The sequence below is a fragment of the Albimonas marina genome, assembly GCF_029223255.1.
GTDB lineage: Bacteria > Pseudomonadota > Alphaproteobacteria > Rhodobacterales > Rhodobacteraceae > Albimonas.
Genome location: NZ_JARHUC010000002.1, coordinates 123,587 through 142,452 on the forward strand (window position 1 = coordinate 123,587; position 18,866 = coordinate 142,452).

The 18,866-nt window shown below is 69.9% G+C and carries 18 protein-coding genes; 11 read left to right on the forward strand and 7 right to left on the reverse strand.

The annotated features are described in order from the left end of the window. Positions 1 to 287: 287 nt before the first annotated feature. The 3 genes from P2H44_RS04380 to P2H44_RS04390 all read right to left on the reverse strand — a co-directional run bounded on the left by P2H44_RS04380 (position 288) and on the right by P2H44_RS04390 (position 2,729). Positions 288 to 941: an isochorismatase family protein gene (locus tag P2H44_RS04380; RefSeq protein ID WP_275762223.1), complete on the reverse strand. Its 654-nt coding sequence runs from the start codon at positions 939 to 941 to the stop codon at positions 288 to 290. A 103-nt stretch (positions 942 to 1,044) separates the two neighbouring features. Further along, positions 1,045 to 1,908, reverse strand: a complete 864-nt coding sequence (locus tag P2H44_RS04385; RefSeq protein ID WP_275762224.1) for an isocitrate lyase/PEP mutase family protein — start codon at positions 1,906 to 1,908, stop codon at positions 1,045 to 1,047. A gap of 29 nt (positions 1,909 to 1,937) precedes the next feature. After that, positions 1,938 to 2,729 (reverse strand): maleate cis-trans isomerase family protein, encoded by a 792-nt coding sequence (locus P2H44_RS04390; RefSeq protein WP_462976257.1) that lies wholly within the window; start codon positions 2,727 to 2,729, stop codon positions 1,938 to 1,940. A gap of 155 nt (positions 2,730 to 2,884) precedes the next feature. On the opposite strand from P2H44_RS04390, the gene P2H44_RS04395 reads away from it, so the two are divergent. Together P2H44_RS04395 and P2H44_RS04400 are read left to right on the forward strand one after the other, a co-directional pair. After that, complete coding sequence (locus P2H44_RS04395; RefSeq protein WP_275762226.1) at positions 2,885 to 3,679, forward strand: GntR family transcriptional regulator; 795 nt, start codon at positions 2,885 to 2,887, stop codon at positions 3,677 to 3,679. After that, complete coding sequence (locus P2H44_RS04400; protein WP_275762227.1) at positions 3,676 to 3,975, forward strand: hypothetical protein; 300 nt, start codon at positions 3,676 to 3,678, stop codon at positions 3,973 to 3,975. The genes P2H44_RS04395 and P2H44_RS04400 overlap by 4 nt, the downstream gene beginning before the upstream one ends. A gap of 10 nt (positions 3,976 to 3,985) precedes the next feature. Here P2H44_RS04400 and P2H44_RS04405 read toward each other — a convergent pair whose 3' ends face one another. The 4 genes from P2H44_RS04405 to P2H44_RS04420 form a co-directional block, all read right to left on the reverse strand. After that, positions 3,986 to 4,810, reverse strand: a complete 825-nt coding sequence (locus tag P2H44_RS04405) for an SDR family NAD(P)-dependent oxidoreductase (RefSeq protein ID WP_275762228.1) — start codon at positions 4,808 to 4,810, stop codon at positions 3,986 to 3,988. Then, positions 4,807 to 5,511, reverse strand: a complete 705-nt coding sequence (locus P2H44_RS04410) for a GntR family transcriptional regulator (RefSeq protein ID WP_275762229.1) — start codon at positions 5,509 to 5,511, stop codon at positions 4,807 to 4,809. The genes P2H44_RS04405 and P2H44_RS04410 overlap by 4 nt, the downstream gene beginning before the upstream one ends. A gap of 10 nt (positions 5,512 to 5,521) precedes the next feature. After that, entirely contained in the window at positions 5,522 to 6,268 is a 747-nt protein-coding gene (locus P2H44_RS04415; RefSeq protein ID WP_275762230.1) for a maleate cis-trans isomerase family protein, read from the reverse strand. 68 nt (positions 6,269 to 6,336) lie between these two features. Beyond that, positions 6,337 to 7,542: an FAD-dependent oxidoreductase gene (locus tag P2H44_RS04420; protein ID WP_275762231.1), complete on the reverse strand. Its 1,206-nt coding sequence runs from the start codon at positions 7,540 to 7,542 to the stop codon at positions 6,337 to 6,339. A 466-nt stretch (positions 7,543 to 8,008) separates the two neighbouring features. Between P2H44_RS04420 and P2H44_RS04425 the strand changes: the two genes are divergently transcribed. The 9 genes from P2H44_RS04425 (at position 8,009) to P2H44_RS04465 (ending at position 18,774) form a co-directional block, all read left to right on the forward strand. Further along, on the forward strand, positions 8,009 to 8,977 hold the full coding sequence (locus P2H44_RS04425; protein WP_275762232.1) for a TAXI family TRAP transporter solute-binding subunit: 969 nt from the start codon (positions 8,009 to 8,011) through the stop codon (positions 8,975 to 8,977). 44 nt (positions 8,978 to 9,021) lie between these two features. Next, a complete protein-coding gene (locus P2H44_RS04430; RefSeq protein WP_275762234.1) occupies positions 9,022 to 10,923 on the forward strand; it encodes a TRAP transporter permease in 1,902 nt (633 codons plus the stop codon). A 268-nt stretch (positions 10,924 to 11,191) separates the two neighbouring features. After that, entirely contained in the window at positions 11,192 to 12,805 is a 1,614-nt protein-coding gene (locus tag P2H44_RS04435) for an ABC transporter substrate-binding protein (protein ID WP_275762235.1), read from the forward strand. 10 nt (positions 12,806 to 12,815) lie between these two features. Then, positions 12,816 to 13,877, forward strand: coding sequence for an ABC transporter permease (locus P2H44_RS04440; RefSeq protein ID WP_462976258.1), 1,062 nt, complete (start codon positions 12,816 to 12,818; stop codon positions 13,875 to 13,877). A gap of 13 nt (positions 13,878 to 13,890) precedes the next feature. Then, positions 13,891 to 14,817 carry a nickel transporter permease gene (gene nikC / locus P2H44_RS04445; RefSeq protein WP_275762236.1) on the forward strand — a complete coding sequence of 309 codons (927 nt, stop codon included), beginning with the start codon at positions 13,891 to 13,893 and terminating at the stop codon, positions 14,815 to 14,817. Continuing rightward, the gene (locus P2H44_RS04450; RefSeq protein ID WP_275762237.1) at positions 14,814 to 15,680 is read left to right on the forward strand and encodes an ABC transporter ATP-binding protein; all 867 of its coding nucleotides are present in this window, start codon (positions 14,814 to 14,816) and stop codon (positions 15,678 to 15,680) included. The genes nikC and P2H44_RS04450 overlap by 4 nt, the downstream gene beginning before the upstream one ends. After that, positions 15,677 to 16,465 carry an ABC transporter ATP-binding protein gene (locus tag P2H44_RS04455; RefSeq protein WP_462976259.1) on the forward strand — a complete coding sequence of 263 codons (789 nt, stop codon included), beginning with the start codon at positions 15,677 to 15,679 and terminating at the stop codon, positions 16,463 to 16,465. Before P2H44_RS04450 ends, P2H44_RS04455 begins: the two co-directional genes overlap by 4 nt. Before the next feature lie 237 nt (positions 16,466 to 16,702). Then, complete coding sequence (locus tag P2H44_RS04460) at positions 16,703 to 17,704, forward strand: ABC transporter permease (protein ID WP_275762238.1); 1,002 nt, start codon at positions 16,703 to 16,705, stop codon at positions 17,702 to 17,704. 62 nt (positions 17,705 to 17,766) lie between these two features. Next, complete coding sequence (locus P2H44_RS04465; protein ID WP_275762239.1) at positions 17,767 to 18,774, forward strand: sugar ABC transporter substrate-binding protein; 1,008 nt, start codon at positions 17,767 to 17,769, stop codon at positions 18,772 to 18,774. The last annotated feature ends 92 nt before the right edge of the window (positions 18,775 to 18,866 follow it).

The window sequence follows — 18,866 nt, forward strand, 5'->3', positions numbered from 1 at the left end:
CGCCTGGAAATGGTCGGGCCGGAGCCTCCGGCGGGCTCCTGACTCACCAAAGAACAGGGCCGCGCCTGTCATTCGGATCCGTCTCTCGCAGACGATGCCTGAGCGACTCGTCCCGCCGGGTCAAGGACAAGCCCCGCTTCGCGGGGTCGCTGCGCGATCCCTGACCCGTCGGGCCGAGTCGCTCTGATCGGCATCTGCGAGAGACGGCTCCGAAGAACAGGCGCTTCGCGTCCCCGGTCGGGCGTCGCGCCCGGGCGCCCGGATCCGCGGGCGTCCGGCGGTGGGGGTCATTCCGCGGCGGCTTTGGCGACGGCGAGTGCGTCCAGGAAGGCGAGGATCTCGGCCTCGTCCACCACGTCGGCGTACTTGGCGTTCATGTCGAAGAGGTTCGCCTCGTGCGGGCCGGGGTGGCGGTCGCCGCAGGCGTCGGAGACGACGGTCGTGATGAAGCCGTGGGACATGGAGTCGACGCAACTCGCGCGCACGCAGCCCGAGGTGGTCAGGCCGGTCAGGATCACCTGGTCGATGCCCGCCGCCGTCAGCGTCGAGGCGAGCGAAGTGCCGAAGAAGGCCGAGGGATACTGCTTGGAGATCACCAGCTCGTCCGCTTCGGGCGCCAGGCCCTCGGCGAAGGCGGCCGTCGCCCGGCCCTGGATGAAGGCGTCCAGCGGCTTGGCCTTCTGCAGGAAGCGGCCGCCGTCGAGACCCGAGGGGTGCAGGCTCACCTCGGTCAGGATCACCGGCACGCCGACCTCGCGGCAGCGCGCCCGGATGCGCAGCGCCGAGGCGAGCGCGTCGATGCAGCCCTGGCCGCCGTAGAGCGGGCAGTCTGGGTCGTAATAGGCATGGGCGAAGTCGACCATCACCAGCGCGGGGCGCTTTCCGAAGCCCGCCTTCTTGCCGTAGGCGCGGGCGTAGTTGTCGCCGAGATCCTCGGCCATGGCGGTCCCTCCTCGATGCGGCGCCCGGGCGCGGGACGCCCGGGCGAAGGCCGGCGCTCGGCGTCCGGGCGGGGCGCAGCCGCCCGCCGGACGCCGGCGCGGATCAGGCGATTTCGGGGAACTTCTTCTCGAACTCCCAGACGTCCTCGAAGCCGATCAGCTTGTTGAACTCGCCGAAGTCGTAGAGGTCCACGGCCCCGGTCGTCTCGCCATGCGCCTTCAGGTCGCCGTAGGCCTTGGTCAGCGCCTGGCCCACCGCGAGGAAGCCCACCGCGGGGTGGATGGCGATGGAGTAGCCGAGCTCCTTGAGCCGGGTCTCGGACAGCAGCGGCGTGCGCCCGCCGTTGACCATGTTGGCGAAGAGCGGCGCGTCGATCTCGTCGGCGACCCGCTTCATCTCGTCCTCGGACTCCGGGCTCTCGACGAAGACCACGTCGGCGCCGGCGGCGGCGTAGGCCTTGCCGCGCTTGATCGCCTCGTCCAGCCCCAGCGAGGTGCGGCTGTCGGTGCGCGCGATGATCAGGAAGTCGTCCGAGCGGCGGCTGTCCACGGCCACCTCGATCTTCTTGACCATCTCCTCGATCGGCACCACGCGCCGGCCCAGCGTATGGCCGCAGCGCTTGGGGAACTCCTGGTCCTCCATCTGCATCGCGGTGACGCCGGCGGCCTCGTAGCCCTGCACCGTGTGGCGCACGTTCAGCAGGCCGCCGTAGCCGGTGTCGGCGTCGGCGATCACCGGGGTCGAGGTGCGCGCGCACATCTGGCCGATGCGCTCGACCATGTCGCGGTAGGTGGCGATGCCGGCGTCGGGCAGCCCGAGGTAGGAGGCGACCGTTCCGTAGCCGGTGACGTAGAGCGCCTTGAACCCGGCGCGGTCGGCGACGAGCGCCGAAATCAGGTCGAAGATCCCGGGCGCGAGGATGAATTCCCCATTCTTCAGCGCCGCTTTGAGGGCGGGATCGGCCATGCGTGTTTCCTCCGGTGGTTGATCCGCGCTCAGGCGCCGGCCAGCAGGCGGCCGGCGCCGGGGACGCGGTCGTGGATGCCGACCGCGCGCAGCATCGCCCACAGCGTGGCCTGGTTGGACGTCACCACGGGGACGCCCAGCTCGGCCTCGAGCGGGTCGATCAGCGACAGGGTCGGGAAGTCGGTGCAGGTGATCAGCAGCGCGTCCGAGCCCGGAACGAAGCAGGCGCGGGCGTGGGCCGCGACCTGCTCGAGCGGGGTCTGCGCGATGCGGATGAATTCGTGGGGGCCGCCCTCGCCGATGCCCAGCCCCTCGATCCGGGCCACCTCGAAGCCGCAGTCCGCGAGGAAATGCGTCTCGTGCTCGTTGACCCGGCGGGCGTAGGGGGTGGCGACCGAAAGCCGTTTCGCGCCCAGGGACTTCAGGGCCGCGACGATGGCGGCCGAGGTGGTCAGGCAGGCGACGTCGTTGCGCGCCGAAAGCTCCTGCTCCAGCCGCTCGGGCGGGGAGATCATCGAGCCGGCGGTGCAGGCGTAGGCGACCGCGTCCACCCCGCAGGGCGTCAGCATGGCGATCGCGGCGTCGAGATCGGCGTGCAGATGCGCCAGCCCCTCGGGGGTGGCCGCGTCATGCAGGCGCATGCGATGGGTGTGGAAGGTGACGCCGGCGGGGACCATGCGCGCCCATTCCGCCTCGTTCACCGTATTCGTGGGCGGAACGATCAGCCCCAGGCGCGCCCTTGGTCCGTAAGCGGAAAAGTGGCGCGGCGAAACCGAAGCGGCATCCGTCGGGGTGGCGGGGTGTGCAGAGGTCAGGTCCATGGCGCCGTCGATCGGATACGGTTGCGGCGGGTTTGTCCAGACCTTTTATCGCTCGACATGCGCCCTGAGGTTGCGCGAAGCTGGTTCAGGCGCCATTACGCGACGCCCGGCCCGGAGATTTGACCGCCGACAGCCGCCAGGGAGACGACTTGATCATGAATCAGCCGGCCAGCAAGACCGCCGGGGCCTCCGACGCCCCCGTCGACACGGCCGAGGAGTCCGGACCTCGGCACGCGCGAATCCGCAAGGTGCTCGAGCAGAGGGTGCGCGACGGCGTGTATCCCGTCGGCTCGCTGATGCCCACCGAGATCGAGCTGGCAGCGGAATTCGACGCCTCCCGCTTCACGGTGCGCGAGGCGCTGCGCCACCTGACCGAAAACGGCTATGTCGAGCGTCGGCAGGGCGTGGGCACGCGGGTGATCGCCGCCCGCCCGCAGGCCACCTACACCCAGAGCTTCGACCACCTGCACGAGCTGTTCCAGGTCGCCGTCGACACGTTCTACGTGGTGATGGACGTCCAGGACGTGGTGCTGGACGCGACGCTGGCCGAGCAGCTGGGCGCCCTGCCCGGCGAGACCTGGATCCGCGTCGACGGCGTGCGCTGGACCGAGCCCGGCGGCAAGCCGCTGTGCTACATCCAGAGCTACGTGCCCGAGCGCTTCCGCGAGCTGGTCCCCCGCTTCCGCGGCCTTCAGGGCCCGTTCTTCGCCCTGCTCGAGCAGCACTCCGAACATCCCATCGACGAATGCGTGCAGGAGATCCGCGCCGCCCCCATGCCCGAGGCCTTCCAGCGCCAGCTGGGCCAGGCGCCGGGAAGCTGGGCGCTGCTGCTGCTGCGCCGCTACGTGACGGCCGGGGGCACGCTGATCGCCTCGTTCAACTGGCACCCGGCCGAGCACATGACCTACGTGATGCGCATCCACCGCTCGAAGCTGGGCGGCCCTGCGTGAGCCCCGCCTGGCGCGGCCGGCTGCTGCGCGCAGGCCTGGCCGTGGTAAGCGCGGCGCTGGTCGCGCTGTCGGTCGTGCTGCTGGCGCCGGCGGTTCCCAGCCACGCGCCGCCGGTGCGCGAGACGCTGGCGACGCATCCCTACTGGCTGGCCGTCGCGCCCTTCGCGGTCGCCGTGGCGCTGTCCCGCGTATCCGGCCGCGCCTGGCCGGTCGCGGCCCTGCTGGGCTTCGCGGTCGGCGTCTTCGGCTTCCAGGAGATGCTCGAGCTGGCGATCCTGAACTCGACCTTCGAGTGAGGCGGCCGCCTCACATGATCGCGGGCTTCTCGACGTGGGGAGAGGCGGCGCCTTCGGCGGCTTCGGCCGCGGGCAGGCTCTCGTCCCACAGGCGGGCGATGTAGCGCCGGCCGGTGACGCCGTCGGAGCCGGGGCCGCAGAGCCAGCCGACCGCCCGGCGCATGATCGCGGCCGGCAGCAGGTTGCCGTCGGCGCCCTTCTTGTTCGCGGACGGCGGCAGCAGGTCGGTGTCCGCGGCGCCGCCGGGAAGGTAGACGTTCACCGTCACGCCCGTCCCCTCCAGGTCCTGCGCCCAGACGCGGCTGGCCGCCTCGAGCCCCGCCTTCGACGGGCCGTAGGGCGAATAGCCCCGGCGCACCATGGTCTGGTCGGAGGTGGAGACGTTGATCACCTTGCCCGCGCCCCGCGCGACCATCCCCGGCACGACCGCGCGGGCCATGTTGAAGGCGCCGGTCAGGTTCGCCTGCACGATGCGGGCCCAGGCCTCGGGGTCGGCCTCCCAGAACTTGGTGGGGACGGTGTTGAACGTCTCCGAGATCGCGCGCATGCCGATGCCGGCGTTGTTGATCAGCACGTCGATGGGGCCCAGCTCGGCCTCGACCTTCGCGACCAGCGCCTCGCAGGCGGCGTAGTCGGCGACGTCGCAGGCCGCGGCCAGCGCGGGGACGCCGAGAGCCGCGCAATCGGCGGCGGTGGCGGCGAGCGCGGGCGATGCGCCCGCCCCCGTCACGCAGACCGAGGCGCCCTGCCCCGCAAGCTCCAGCGCCATCTCGCGCCCCAGCCCGCGGGAGCCTCCGGTGACGACGACGACGCGGCCCGACAGCGCCCCGCTCATGCCCCCATCCCCCGCACCAGCGCGTTGGGCTTGGTGGAGATGATGTGGCTCATCATCGCCGCCGAGGCCCATTCGGCGTCCCGCCGCTCGAGGGCCGTGACGATGTCGCGATGCTGGGCGTTGGATCGGCGCACGTTGATCTCCTGTTCGCAGACGAAGCGCTTGATGGTGACCAGCGGCAGGGCGAAGGCCTGCGCGGTCAGCGCGCGGAGCTGGGACGAGCGGGTGGCGCGGATGATCACGTCGTGGAAGCGGCCGTTGAGCTCGAAGAACCGCTCCGGCTCGCCCTCGCCCGAGGCGTCGCCCAGCGCGTCGATCCGCGCGACCACGGCCTTCAGGGCGTCGATCTCCTCGACCGTGATGCGGGTGGCGGCGAGCGAGGCCGCGTAGCTTTCCAGTCGGGCGCGCAGCTCGAAGATCACCGCCACCTCGTGGACCGAGAAGTCGGCCACGTAGCGGTGCCGGTTCTCGGCCAGCGCCAGCCCCTCGGCCGTCAGGCGGTGGAGGGCCTCGCGCACCGGGGTGCGCGAGGTCCCGGTCATCCGCGCGAGGCTTTCCTCGCGCAGATGGGTCCCGGCGGCGAGCTCGCCCGAGAGGATCGCGGCGCGGATCGTCTCGTAGGCGCGCTCGGCCGGCTTCTGACCGGCCTCGGTCCCCGTCTCGGTCGGTTCGATCTGGATGTCGGGGTGGTCGAGGCTCATCGGTGGGTCCTCAGTAGTGGGACAGGAGCGAGCCGTAGCCCTGGATCTTGTCCTGGATGCCGTTCATGCGCAGCGCGTGCCAGTAGGTGGCGGTGTTGATCGCGATCACCGGCTTGTCCAGCCAGAACTCGGCGATGCCCCCCACCCGCGCCATGGCCAGGTTGGTGCCCGCCTGCACGATCGCCTCGACCGAGGGGTCGTTCACCTCGTTGATCGCGTCGCGCAGGGTCTTCTCGGTCTCGTGCGCGATCAGCATCGGCGACTTGCACTTCAGCCCCTTCACCGTGACCACGTCGAAGCCGCAGTCGGTGAAGTAGCGGCGCACCTGCTCGTCGCCGATGGGCATGTAGGGTGTGATGACGGCGATGCGCTTGATGTCGCCGAAGCACTTCAGCGCGTTCATGCACGCGTCCGAGCCCATGGCGACGGGCATGCCCGCGCGCTCGACGATCTCGGCCTGGAGCTTGTCGGCCCGCTCCTTGCCGTCCCAGAAGGTCTCGGCCGACATGCCCATGATCATCGCGCCGGGCGAGCAGGTCTTGACCGCGTCGATCGCGTCCATGGTCGCGGCCCGGATCTCCATGACGAGGTTGTTGAAGTCCTCGTCCGAGTTCACCGGGTTGTCGGGGATGATGATGCGCGAGAAGTGGTTGGTCACGCCGACCGGGCGCATGTCGTCGAACTCGGGCTGGACCGAGGTGTTGGTCGAGGGCGCGATCACGCCGAACTTCATGCGATATCCGAGGGAGTCGGTCATGGCTGGGATCCTGTCGGGGTCTGGGTCGCGGGGGGCGATCTCGGGGGTTGCGGGTCGGGCCGGCCGGGTCAGGCCACGTCTTCCAGGTCGCGCAGCGACTGGATCATCGACGAGCCCATCACGAAGGCCTTGTGGCGCACGGGGTCCGCGGCGGTGTCGCGCATCTCCTGGTGGAAGGCCTCGCGGGCGGCGGGGTCCGTCTCGGCCATCATCTTGCGGTTGCGGATCGACTGGGCCTGCACGGTGTCCACGCAGGCCTTGCGGCGCTGGCGGGTGTACTGGCTGAAGATCGAGGCGTCCGCCTCGCCCTTCCACACCTTCGCCAGCTTCTCGCACAGGTTCACCGCGTCGTGGACGCCGCCGTTCATGCCCATGCCGCCCAGCGGGTTGTTGAGATGGGCCGAGTCGCCCGCCAGGAACACCCGCCCCTTGTCGTAGGTCGCGGCCACCCGCTGGTGGACGCGGTAGGCGGTGGCGTGGACCACGTCGTAGGGCCCCTCCTTGGGGCACAGCGCCTGGAGGCGCTTCTCCATCAGCACCGGGTCCTTGATCTGCTCGTCCGTCATGCCCGGGTCGGTCGGCAGCAGGATGCGCCACAGGGTCGGCGTGCGCAGCAGGACCGCCCATTCCCGGGGATCGGTGACGTAGGCGATGGGGGCCAGGTCCTCGATCGCCTCGGCGAAGTCGAATGTGGTGGACATCGAGAAGAAGGTCTCGGGGATGGTCATCCCCTCGAACTCGATCTCCAGCATCTCGCGGATGCGCGAATGCGCGCCGTCGCAGGCGATCAGGTAGCGGCCGCGCAGCTGCTCCTCGTCGCCGTCGGAGTTGCGCACCGTCAGGGTCACCCCGTGGTCGTCCTGCACCACGCCGGTGGCGGTGGCGTCGTAGACGATGTCGGCCAGGTCCCAGCCGTCGATCATGTCGCGCAGCTTCTCGGTCAGCTTCCACTGCTCGCACTGCAGGCGGTAGGGGTGGTTGGTCTCCCCCTTCAGCAGGCCGAGGTCGAAGGTCGCGACCACGCCCTTCTCCCGGTCGCGGAACTGCCAGTGGGGGCAGATCAGGCCGCGCTCGATCAGGTTGTCCATCACGCCGAAGCGGTCGAGCATGTCCATGGTCGGGGGATGGAAGGTCGAGGCGCGCAGATCCTTGGGAAGCTCCCGGCTGCGTTCGACCACCGTGACGGGGATGCCGTCCATCGCCAGGCTGCATGCGGCGACCAGGCCCACAGGCCCCGCCCCGACAACCAGAACGCGCTCGTTCTCACCGCTCATGGACGATCCTTCGCCTCCTGCAACATTTCCTTGACAGCCCGTGGGGCGGCTCCCAATGTGTACAAGTTGTCAGGACATATCAATCCGCTTTTTCACTGAATGTCCGGTGGAAGCGAGGCGATCGCCCGGCGACGGAGTCTGTCGGCGCGCCGGCGGCGTCGGAGCGGCCGCGGCCCTCCTGCCGGACGTGCGGAGCAAAGGAAGGAACGAGCAGCCGTGACGCCTCCCGGCGGATCGATTGGGCCCCTCGGCGACGCCGCGCAGCCGGCGCGCGCCCCCGGGGACGTCCCGTCCGCCCGGCCGCGCGACACGGCGGGGACCTCGGCTTCTTCTTCCGGCGCCGACCTTGTTTTGTATACATGACTTCGGGGCGGGTCGGGGGCTGGAGACCCCTGCCCGCTCCGCCTGCGACCGCCCCGCGCCAGAAGGGCGGCGACGACGCTCCCAACAGGAAAGGATCCAGCCCATGCGCCCGACCTCCCGCCAGACGCGACCCGCGTCCTCCCTTCTCGCCGCCGCCGCCGCGCTTCTCGCGGGCGCCGTCGCGGCCGCGCCGGCCCAGGCCCAGACGGTCGCCATCGGCACCACCCAGGGCGGCGCGACCAACCAGCTCGCCATCGCCATCGCCAACGCCGTCTCCGAGGACGGCGCGGTGCAGATGCGCCCGCAGATCATGGCCAACACCTCGCAGTACATCCCGCTGGTGAACGCCGGCCAGATCGAGTTCGGCGTCGCGAACTATCCGCAGACCTGGTACGCGATCGCGGGCACGGGCATGTCGACCGAGCCGAACCCGAACCTCGCGATGGTCGCCAACCTGTTTCCCTTCAAGGCCGGGATCGTGACGCCGGAGTCGGCGGGCATCAAGACCTTCGCCGACGTGAAGGGCAAGGGCGTGCCCCGCTTCCCCGACAATTCGCTGGGCGAGTTCGTGATCCGCATGGCGCTGGCCGCCGGCGGGCTGACCTACGCCGACGTGACCGAGGTCCCCGTCTCCAACTTCCCGCGCATGTACGAGGCGCTGAAGGCCGGCCAGACCGTGATCTCGATCTCGGCCGTCGGCTCGCGTCCCGCCTATGACCTCGAGGCCTCTCTCGGCGACATCCAGTTCCTCTCGATGACCGAGGAGAACCTGCCGATGATGAAGGAGCTGATGCCCGGCATCTTCCTGTTCCCGCTCGAGGCCTCCGAGGAGATCCCGGGCCTGGACGAGCCGGCCACGATCTTCGCCTACAACTACCTGATGTGGGCCAACAAGGACGTGCCGGACGAGACGGTCGCCGCTGTGGTGAAGTCGATCCACGCCCACGCGACCGACCTCAAGGAGTCCTCGCCGATGTGGAACGAGTTCGACCCCTCGAAGCTGTGCAGCGACGTCGAGCTCGAGTTCCACCCCGGCGCGCTGGCGGCGTGCAAGGAGTTGGGGATCAACTGATCCCCTCCCCATCCTTCCCTGACGGCTGACGACGAAAGGCGACCATGAACGGGCGCATCCTCATTCCGATCCAGTGGACCCTGTGCCTCCTGGTCGCCCTTCTCCCCGTCGCCTGGGCGCTGAACGCGCCGCTCTGGCTCGGCCTCCTGCTCTACCCCGAGCAGGTGGCCGGGCTGATGCTGGGCCTCTCGGCCTGCACGGTCTACCTGCGCTCGGCGCCCGAGCGCGACGGGCCGCTGCTCTACGTCGACCTCGCGCTCGCGGCCGCGAGCCTGTGGGTCGGCATCCACATCCTGCTGCGCTTCCCGGTCCTGTCCGAGGGCGCGTTCTTCCACCCCGAGGAGAGCCTCGCGCTGGGCGTGGGCATCGCCGTAGTCTCGCTGGAGGGCCTGCGCCGCCTGGGCGCGTGGAGCCTGATCGCGATCCTGGGCGCGCTGGTCCTCTACGCGCTCTTCTCCGACATGGTGCCGGGCAAGCTCCAGGGCCGCCCGATCCCGGCCGCCGACATCGTGCGCTTCATCGGCGTGGACTCGGCCGCCACCCTGGGCTCGGCCCTCCAGGTCGCGGCCTTCGTGGTGGTGCTGTTCATCGTCTTCGGCCGGCTGCTGGTGATCACCGGCGGCGCGGGCGTGCTGACCGACGCGGCCCGCGCGCTGGCGGGCGAGAAGCGCGGCGCGACGGCGAAGATGGCGGTGATCGCCTCTGCCTTCATGGGGTCGATCTCGGGCTCCGCCGTCTCCAACGTGATGTCCACGGGCGTGGTCACCATCCCGGCGATGAAGAAGGCGGGCTTCAAGCCCAAGACCGCCGGCGCGATCGAGGCGGTGGCCTCGACCGGCGGCCAGATCCTGCCGCCCGTGATGGGCGCGGCCGCCTTCCTGATGTCCGAATTCCTGCAGATGCCCTACCGGGACATCATCATCGCGGCCCTGATCCCCGCGCTCCTCTACTTCTACGCCGTCTACGTGCAGATCACGCTGCTGGCCGACAAGCACGAGCTGGGCGCGGGCGAGCAGGAGGCCGCCAAGCCCGCCGCCGAGATCCTGCGCCACGCGATGGTGGTGATCGTGCCCATCGGGGCGCTGCTGACCGGCATGTTCGCCTTCAACATGGAGGCGGAGCGCGCGGTGGTCTGGGCCTCGATCGCGCTGCTGGCGATCGGGCTCCTGAACCTCGCCAACCTGCACCGCATCAGCCTGGGCGACGTGGCGCGCGCGGTCTACGACGCCGGGCGCGACGCGGCCGAGATCCTGCTGATCTGCGCGGTCGCTGGCATGATCATCGGGCTGCTCAGCTCCTCGGGCCTGTCGTTCGGGCTGTCCTTCGTGCTGCTGCAGCTCGGCCAAGACTCGCTGCTGCTGCTCCTGCTGCTGACGGCGGCGGTGTCGATCATCCTCGGGATGGGGCTGCCGACCTCGGGCGTCTACCTGCTGCTCGCGACCCTCTCGGCGCCGCCGCTGGTGCAGCTCGGCATCGGCAAGCTCGAGGCGCATTTCTTCGTCTTCTACTTCGGCCTGCTCTCGATGATCTCGCCCCCCGTGGCGCTGGCGAGCTTCGCGGCCGCCTCGATGGCCGGGGCCAAGGCGATGGCGACGGCGTGGGAGAGCGTGCGCCTGGGCTGGATCGCCTTCGTGCTGCCCTTCGTCTTCGTCTATCACCCGGGCCTGCTGATGCAGGGCACGGCGTGGGAGATCGCGGCGGCCACGGTCACCACCGTGGTGGCGGTGCCGATGGTCACCGCGGCGCTGCTGGGCTTCGGCCGGCGCCGCCTGAACCCGGTCGAGCGGCTGGTCGCGATCGGCCTCGGCGCCCTGTGCCTGCTGCCGCCGGGCGAGGTGATGTGGATGACGGCGGCCACCTGGATCGCCACCGCCGCCTCGATCGCGGTGCTGGTCCTCCACACGCGCCGCAACGCGCTGCCCGGCGGGGCGACGGGCCGGGCCTGACGCCCCCGCGCCCCCTTGCGAGTTTGCGATCCGCGCCGCCCGGCCCCCGCCGGGCGGCGTCCGCGTCTTCGCAGGCGCCGCACGCGACGCGGCGCCGCGACCTGAACGGGCCGCATCCGAAAATTCATTTGTGGACACGCGCTATCGATATTTGCACGCTTGCCCCCGGAGGCGGGATTCCCCGCCCCGGATAATCATGGGCGCGGCCTCGACGCCGCCCCGAACCCGCCGCGCCTGACCGGCGCGGCGAGCAACAGCGGAGGGTCACATGAAATTCCTGGGCAGACGATCCCTGGGTCGGCTGGCGACGGTGGGAGTCGCCGCGGCGCTGATGGCGAGCGTGGCGGCAGGGCCCCTGCGCGCCGCCCCGCCCGCCGACACCTTCGTCATGGCGAAGGACATCTCCGACATCATCACCCTCGACCCGGCCGAGGTGTTCGAGTTCTCGGGCGGCGAGATCATCGCCCAGATCTACGACCGCCTGATGTGGTTCGAGCCGGACAACATGTCCAAGCTCGTCTGCGGCGTATGCGAGAGCTACGAGGTCTCGGAAGACGGCAAGACCATCACCTTCACCATGCGCGAGGGCATGACCTTCGAGAGCGGCAACCCGGTCACCGCCGAGGACGTCGTCTACTCGCTGCGCCGGGTGGTGAAGCTCAACAAGACCCCGTCCTTCATCGTCACCCAGTTCGGCTGGACGCCGGAGAACGTGGACGAGCTGGTCTCGGTCGTCGACGGCAAGCCGGTGGTCAAGATCACCGAGGAGTTCTCGCCCGCGCTGGTGCTGAACGCGCTGTCGGCCGGCGTCGCCTCGATCGTCGACATGAAGACCGTCGAGGAGCACGCGACCGACGGCGACATGGGCTACGCCTGGCTGAAGAACAACTCCGCCGGCTCGGGCCCGTTCAAGCTGCAGACCTGGAAGGCCAACGAGCTCGTCTCGATGACCGCCAACGAGAGCTTCCGCTCCGGCGCGCCGGGCGTGAAGCGCGCCATCGTGCGCCACGTGGCCGAGCCCGCGGCCCAGCGGCTGATGATCGAGAAGGGCGACATCGACCTCGCCCGCGACCTGACGCCGGACATGGTCGCGGCGCTCGAGGGCGACGCCTCGGTCAAGGTGCAGACCGACGCCAAGGCGGCCCTGATCTACATGGCCGGCAACCAGGACCACGAGATTCTGGGCAATCCCAAGGTGATGGAGGCGATCCGCTACCTCGTCGACTACAAGGGCATGGCCGACAGCTTCCTGAAGGGCCAGTTCAAGGTCCACCAGGCCGCCTGGCCCGAGGGGATGTGGGCCGGCTACAACGAGACGCCCTACCACCTCGACGTCGAGAAGGCGAAGGCCCTGCTGGCCGAGGCCGGCTATCCCGACGGGTTCGAGATCCAGATGGATACGCTGAACCAGTCGCCCTACCCCGAAATCGCGCAGGCGGTTCAGGCGACGCTCGCGCAGGCCGGCATCAAGGCCTCGATCACCACGGCCGAGGGCAAGACGCTGTGGCCGATGTACCGGGCGCGCAAGCACGCCCTGATCCTCGCCCAGTGGTCGCCGGACTACGTCGACCCCCACTCGAACCTCGACGCCTTCGCCCACAACCCGGACAACTCCCCGGAGGCGAAGCTGACCGGCGTGCTCGCGTGGCGCAACGCCTGGATGGACCCGACCATGAACGAGATGGTCGTCTCCGCCCGCAACGAGATCGACGTGGACAAGCGCGAGCAGGAGTACTTCGACATCCAGGAGAAGCTGATGCACGAAGGCCCCTACGCGATCCTGTTCCAGCAGACCGAGCAGGCGGTGATGCGGGCCGACGTGGAGGGCTTCGTCTCGGGCCCGACCTTCGACCTGATCTACTACCGCACCGTCACGAAGTGAGGGCCCTCGCTTGACGGATCGGACGAGCGCGGCGGCGTCGGGAGGTTTCCCGGCGGCGCCGCGCGCCCTCAAGGCCACGGCGGGCGCGGTCCTGTCGCTGGTCCTCACCTTCCTCGGCCTCACCGCGATCACCTTCGTGATCGGGCGCGTGATGCCCGCGGACCCGGTGCTGGCGGTCGTGGGCGACCGCGCCTCGGAGGAGGCCTACCAGCGCGTGTTCCTCGAGATGGGCTTGGACAAGCCCCTCTACGAGCAATACCTGCGCTACCTGGGCCAGATCCTGACCGGGGATTTCGGCACCTCGATCATGACCACGCGCCCGGTGACCGAGGACATCCTGCGCTTCTTCCCCGCGACGCTGGAGCTGGCGACGCTGGCGACGCTGGTCGGCTGCCTGCTGGGCATCCCCATGGGCGTCTGGGCCGCGGTCAACCAGGGCCGCTGGATAGACCACGCGGTGCGCGTGCTGGGCCTCGCGGGCTATTCCGTGCCGGTGTTCTGGCTGGGCATGGTCGGGCTGCTGGTCTTCTACGGCAATCTCGGCTGGGTCGCGGGACCGGGCCGGATCGACATCTATTACGACGGCGTCGTCGACAGCGTGACCGGGGTGATCCTGTTCGACAGCGCCCTGCAGGGCGAGTGGGACATCTTCTGGAACGCGGTCAGCCACCTGGTCCTTCCGGCCTCGGTGCTGGGGCTCTACGCGCTGGCCTACATCGCGCGCATGACCCGCAGCTTCATGCTCGACCAGCTGGGGCAGGAATACATCCTCGCCGCGCGCATCAAGGGCGCCTCCGAGGCCGCGGTGATCTGGAAGCACGCCTTCCGAAACGTGCTGGTGCAGCTGATCACCATCATCGGCCTGACCTACGCCTCGCTGCTGGAGGGCTCGGTGCTGACCGAGACCGTCTTCGCCTGGCCCGGCATCGGCCAGTACATCACCACCTCGCTGTTCAACGCCGACATGAACGCGGTTCTGGGCGGAACGGTCGTGGTGGGCATCTGCTTCGTGGGGATCAACATGCTCTCCGACCTGCTCTACAAGCTGGCCGACCCGAGGGCCCGGGCATGAGGGGGGCGCGCGCATGACCCTGGCCACGCAACCCCGCGCCGCGGGGCTCCGCGCCTGGCTGCTGGATCCCTCGCCCGCCTCCACCTGGCAAGCGCGGGCGCAGCGGGGATACCTCGGCTGGGTGAACTTCCGCGCCAATCCGATCGCGATGGCGGGGTTCTTCATCGTCGTCTCGCTGCTGCTGGCGGCGGCCTTCGCGCCCTGGATCACCTCCAGCGACGGGCTCTCGCCCAACCTCGGCGCGCGCCTGCTGCCGCCCTCCTCCGAGCACTGGCTGGGCACCGACCAGCTGGGCCGGGACATCTTCGACCGGATCATCTGGGGATCGCGGATCACCCTCTACATCGTCATCCTGGTCTCGATCATCGTGGCGCCCATCGGCCTCGCGGTGGGGACCCTCGCGGGCTACGCGGGGGGCTGGGTCGACGCGGTCCTGATGCGCATCGTCGACATCTTCCTCGCCTTCCCCCGCCTGATCCTGGCGCTGGCCTTCGTCGCCGCGCTCGGCGCGGGGATCGAGAACGCGGTGCTCGCCATCGCGCTCACCACCTGGTCCCCTTACGCCCGCATCGCGCGGGCCGAGGTGCTGACCATCCGAAAGTCCGACTTCATCGTGGCGGCGGAGGCTCAGGGCGCCTCCACCTTCCGCATCATCCGCCGGCATGTCGTGCCGCTGTGCCTCGCCTCGGTCATCGTGCGGCTGACGCTCGACATGGCGGGCATCATCCTGACCGCGGCGGGTCTGGGGTTCCTCGGCCTCGGCGCGCAGCCGCCGCTGCCGGAATGGGGGGCGATGATCTCCACCGGCCGGCAGTTCCTGCTCGACCAGTGGTGGGTGCCCACCGCGCCCGGCTTCGCCATCTTCCTCGTCTCGCTCGGCTTCTGCCTGCTGGGCGACGGGCTGCGCGACGTCCTCGATCCCAAGAGCGCCTCGGCATGAGCATGGAAAAGCCCCTGGTCGAGGTCGAGGACCTCCACGTCTCCTTCCGCACGCCCCACGGCATGGTCGAGGCCGTGCGCGGCGTCTCCTTCACCCTGGGGCGGGAGCGGCTGGGCATCGTGGGCGAGAGCGGCTCGGGCAAGTCGCAGACCGGCCGCGCCATCCTGGGCCTGACGGCGCGCAACGGGCGGATCGACGCCAAAAAGATGACGTTCGACGGGATCGACCTGCTGAACGCCTCCCGCCGCACGCTGCGCAGGATCCGCGGGGCGCGGATCTCGATGATCATGCAGGATCCGCGCTTCTCCCTGAACCCGGTGGTGAAGGTGGGCGAGCAGATCGCCGAGGCCTACGCGATCCACGCCAAGGTCGGCGCCCGGGTGGCGCGCCGGCGGGCGCTGGAGATGCTGGAGACCGTGCAGATCCGCGAGCCGGAGAAGGTCTTCAACCTCTACCCCCACCAGGTCTCGGGCGGCATGGGCCAGCGGGTGATGATCGCGATGATGCTGATCCCCGAACCCGACGTGCTGATCGCGGACGAGCCGACCTCGGCCCTCGACGTCACCGTGCAGATGCAGGTGCTCGCCCTGCTCGACGACATGGTGCGGGAGCGGGGGATGGGGCTGGTGCTGATCTCCCACGATCTGCACCTCGTCGCCAGCTTCTGCGACCGGGTGATCGTGATGTACGGCGGCCGGATCATGGAGGTGCTGGAGGCCGGGCGCCTGCACGAGGCGCAGCATCCCTACACCCGCGGCCTGCTGAACTGCCTGCCCAGCCTCGAACACCGCCAGGAGATGCTGCCCGTGCTCGACCGCGACCCCGCCTGGCTGACCGAGACGGTCGTGGGGGCCGCGCGATGAGCGCCCCGATGATCGAGATCGAGGACCTCTCGATCCACTTCGGCGCAGGCCCCAGCCGGGTGCAGGCGGTGCGCAACGTCTCCTTCGCGGTCGCCGAGGGCGAAAGCTACGGGCTGGTGGGCGAGAGCGGATCGGGCAAGTCCACGATCCTGCGCGCCATCGCGCGGATCAACCCGCACTGGACCGGCGCGATCCGGGTGAACGGGCGGGAGCTGACGGCCCGACGCTCGAAGGCCGAGGCGCGGGCGATGCAGATGGTCTTCCAGGACCCCTACGGCGCCCTGCACCCCCGCCACACCGTCGACGCCATCCTGCGCGAGCCGCTGGAGATCCACGGCCTGGACGACCGCGACCGCCGGATCCTGGGCGCGCTGCGCGACGTGGGCCTGGGCCCCGAGTTCCGCTTCCGCTACCCCCACCAGATCTCCGGCGGCCAGCGCCAGCGCATCGCGGTGGCCCGCGCCCTGATCCTGGAGCCCGAGATCCTGCTGCTGGACGAGCCGACCTCCGCGCTCGACGTCTCGGTGCAGGCGGAGATCCTGAACCTGCTGAAACGGCTCCAGCAGGAGCGGGGGCTGACCTACCTGATGGTCTCCCACAACCTCGCGGTGGTGGCGCACCTGTGCGGGCGCGTGGCGGTGATGAACCGCGGCCGCATGGTCGAGGAGCTGACCGAGGAGACGCTGCGCGCCCACGCCCCGACCCAGCCCTACACCGCCCAGCTGATGTCCGCGACCGAGGGCTACGACCGCGAGGCCGTGCGCGGCTACCGCACCTTCGACTGAACGCCCCCGCCCGAGGGAACCGAAAGGCCGCGCGATCCGAAGGGGTTGCGCGGCCTTCTTCATGCGCGCGCCCTGCCCGGCCGCGCCGTTCCGCGCCCGGGCGCGCGGCGCGATCCCGGCCGGCGGCAGGTTAATAGAGCGTCGCATTAAAATGTTGCTTTGAAAAATCCGCGAGCCTAGCGTCGGCCCGTCGACGCCCCCGACTCAACAGAGGGGCGCGGCGCTGGGAGGATGGGAATGCCGGCGATCGGTCTCGCCGCGCGCAGCGGCGCGCGCAAACGCTTCGCGGTCACTCAGGAACAGGTCGTGATCCTCGTCACGCTGGCGGCGCTGGCGGCGTTCTCGCTGACGCTCGACGGCTTCGCGACGGTGGGCAACATGGTCTCGCTGGCGCGCAACGTGGCGATCCTGGGGATCATGGCGCTGGCCATGGGCATCGTGGTGATCGGGCGGGGCCTGGACCTGTCGGTGGTGGCGATCATGGTGGCGAGTTCGGGCGTCGTGCTCGAGGCGCTGAACGCCGGCTGGGGCCTCGCGCCGGCGCTGGCGGCCGGCCTCGCGGTCGCGGTGCTGATCGGGCTGATCAACGGCTACGTCATCGCCTTCCTCGAGGTCTCCCCCCTCTTCGCGACGCTGGCGATGACCTTCGTCATCTCGGGTTCGACCCGCTATCTGATGGGCAAGCTGGTGGCCTACCCGCCCGCCGACGCGGACGCGTTCCTGGCCCTCGGCCAGGGCAAGGCGCTGGGCCTGCCCGCGCCGATCATCGGCTTCCTGGTGATGGCGCTGCTGGTCCACCTGTTCCTGTCGCGCACCGTGCCCGGCCGCTTCATCTACGCCTTCGGCGACAACGCCGAGGCCGCGCGTCTGGCGGGCGTCGGCACCCGTCCGCTGATCCTCTTCATGTACATGCTCTCGGCCGCCATCGCCTTCGTGGCCGGCATCGCGCTGACCGCCTCCACCGCCGGCCTGAACCTGCGCTACGTCGAGAGCACGGCGATCTTCGACGTGGTCCTGGTGGTCGTTCTGGGCGGCATCAGCCTGGTCGGCGGGCGCGGCGGCGTGCTCAGCGTCATCGCCGGCACCGCCCTGATCGGCACGCTGCTCAACGGGCTGACGATCCTCGATTTCTCGAACCTCACGCAGGACATCGTGAAGGGCCTGGTCCTGCTGGGGGCCATCATCATCGACAACCGGCTGCACCCCCGCGACGAGGAGACCGCCAAGCAGGGGGACTGACCGGGTTCAGGCGGACCCGGCGATCAGAAACCCGGGCCGCCCCAATGGGGAGAGACCGACCTATGAAGACCATCGCGAAAGCCGCCCTCGCCGGCGCCCTCGCCCTCTCGATCCCGCTGGGCGCGGGCGCGCAGCAGATGTCGGGCGCCAATTCCGACGCCGAGCTGCTGAAGGCCTACGAGGACGCGCTGGTGGGCAAGACCATCGCCTACGTGCCCCAGATCCTCGCGAGCCCGCTCGCGACCCAGTGGGGCCGCGTGATCGAGGCCGAGGCCGCCGAGGAGGGCATGACCTACATCGTGCGCGATCCCAACTGGAACGCTGCCGCGCAGCTCCAGGTGGTCAGCGCGCTGATCGACGAGAAGCCCGACGTGCTGGTGGTGCAGAACCCCAACGTCACCTTCCTCGCCAAGGAGCTCAAGCGCGCCGAGGAGGCGGGGATCTACGTCATCCAGATCAACATGGCCTCCAATTACAAGACCGACGTCTTCGTGGGGGCCGACTGGATCAAGTACGGGCAGATGATGGCCGAGGAGGTCATCAAGCAGTGCGGCAAGGACACCGACACGTCCCACAAGGTGCAGATCGTGATGGGCGAGGCGACGGCGGGCGCGAGCCTGATCCAGACCCGCTCCTTGCTCGAGGCGCTGAAGGCCGACGACTCGATCGAAGTGGTCTCCAACCAGGCCGCCGACTGGGACGCCTCGAAGGCCTATGCGCTGACCACCACGGTGATCCAGCAGCACCCGGACCTCTGCGCCTCGGTCGGCATGTGGGGCGTCATGCAGCTCGGCGCCGCGCAGGCGATCAAGGAGGCCGGCAAGCTCGACCAGGTGACGGTGCTGGCCTCGGGCGAGGGCGTGCGCTCGGACTGCGACGCGCTCCAGCAGGGGCTGTTCGACCGCTACATAAACTACGACGCCCGCCTGCAGGGCCATGACGTGATGCGCGCGGCGAAGTTCCTGCTCCAGTCCGGCCAGCCCGCGGGCAGCTTCCGGATGGCCGATTTCTCCTACTCCGTCTGGCAGGACAAGGAGACCGGCGTGGGCGCGGCCTGCTTCGACCTCTGAGCCCCCGAGCTGCGCGGACCCGATCCCTGAGGGTCCGCGCGCGGCGCGCGCGGTTCCTCACCCCAACCGCGCGCGCCCCTTTCCCCCATCCC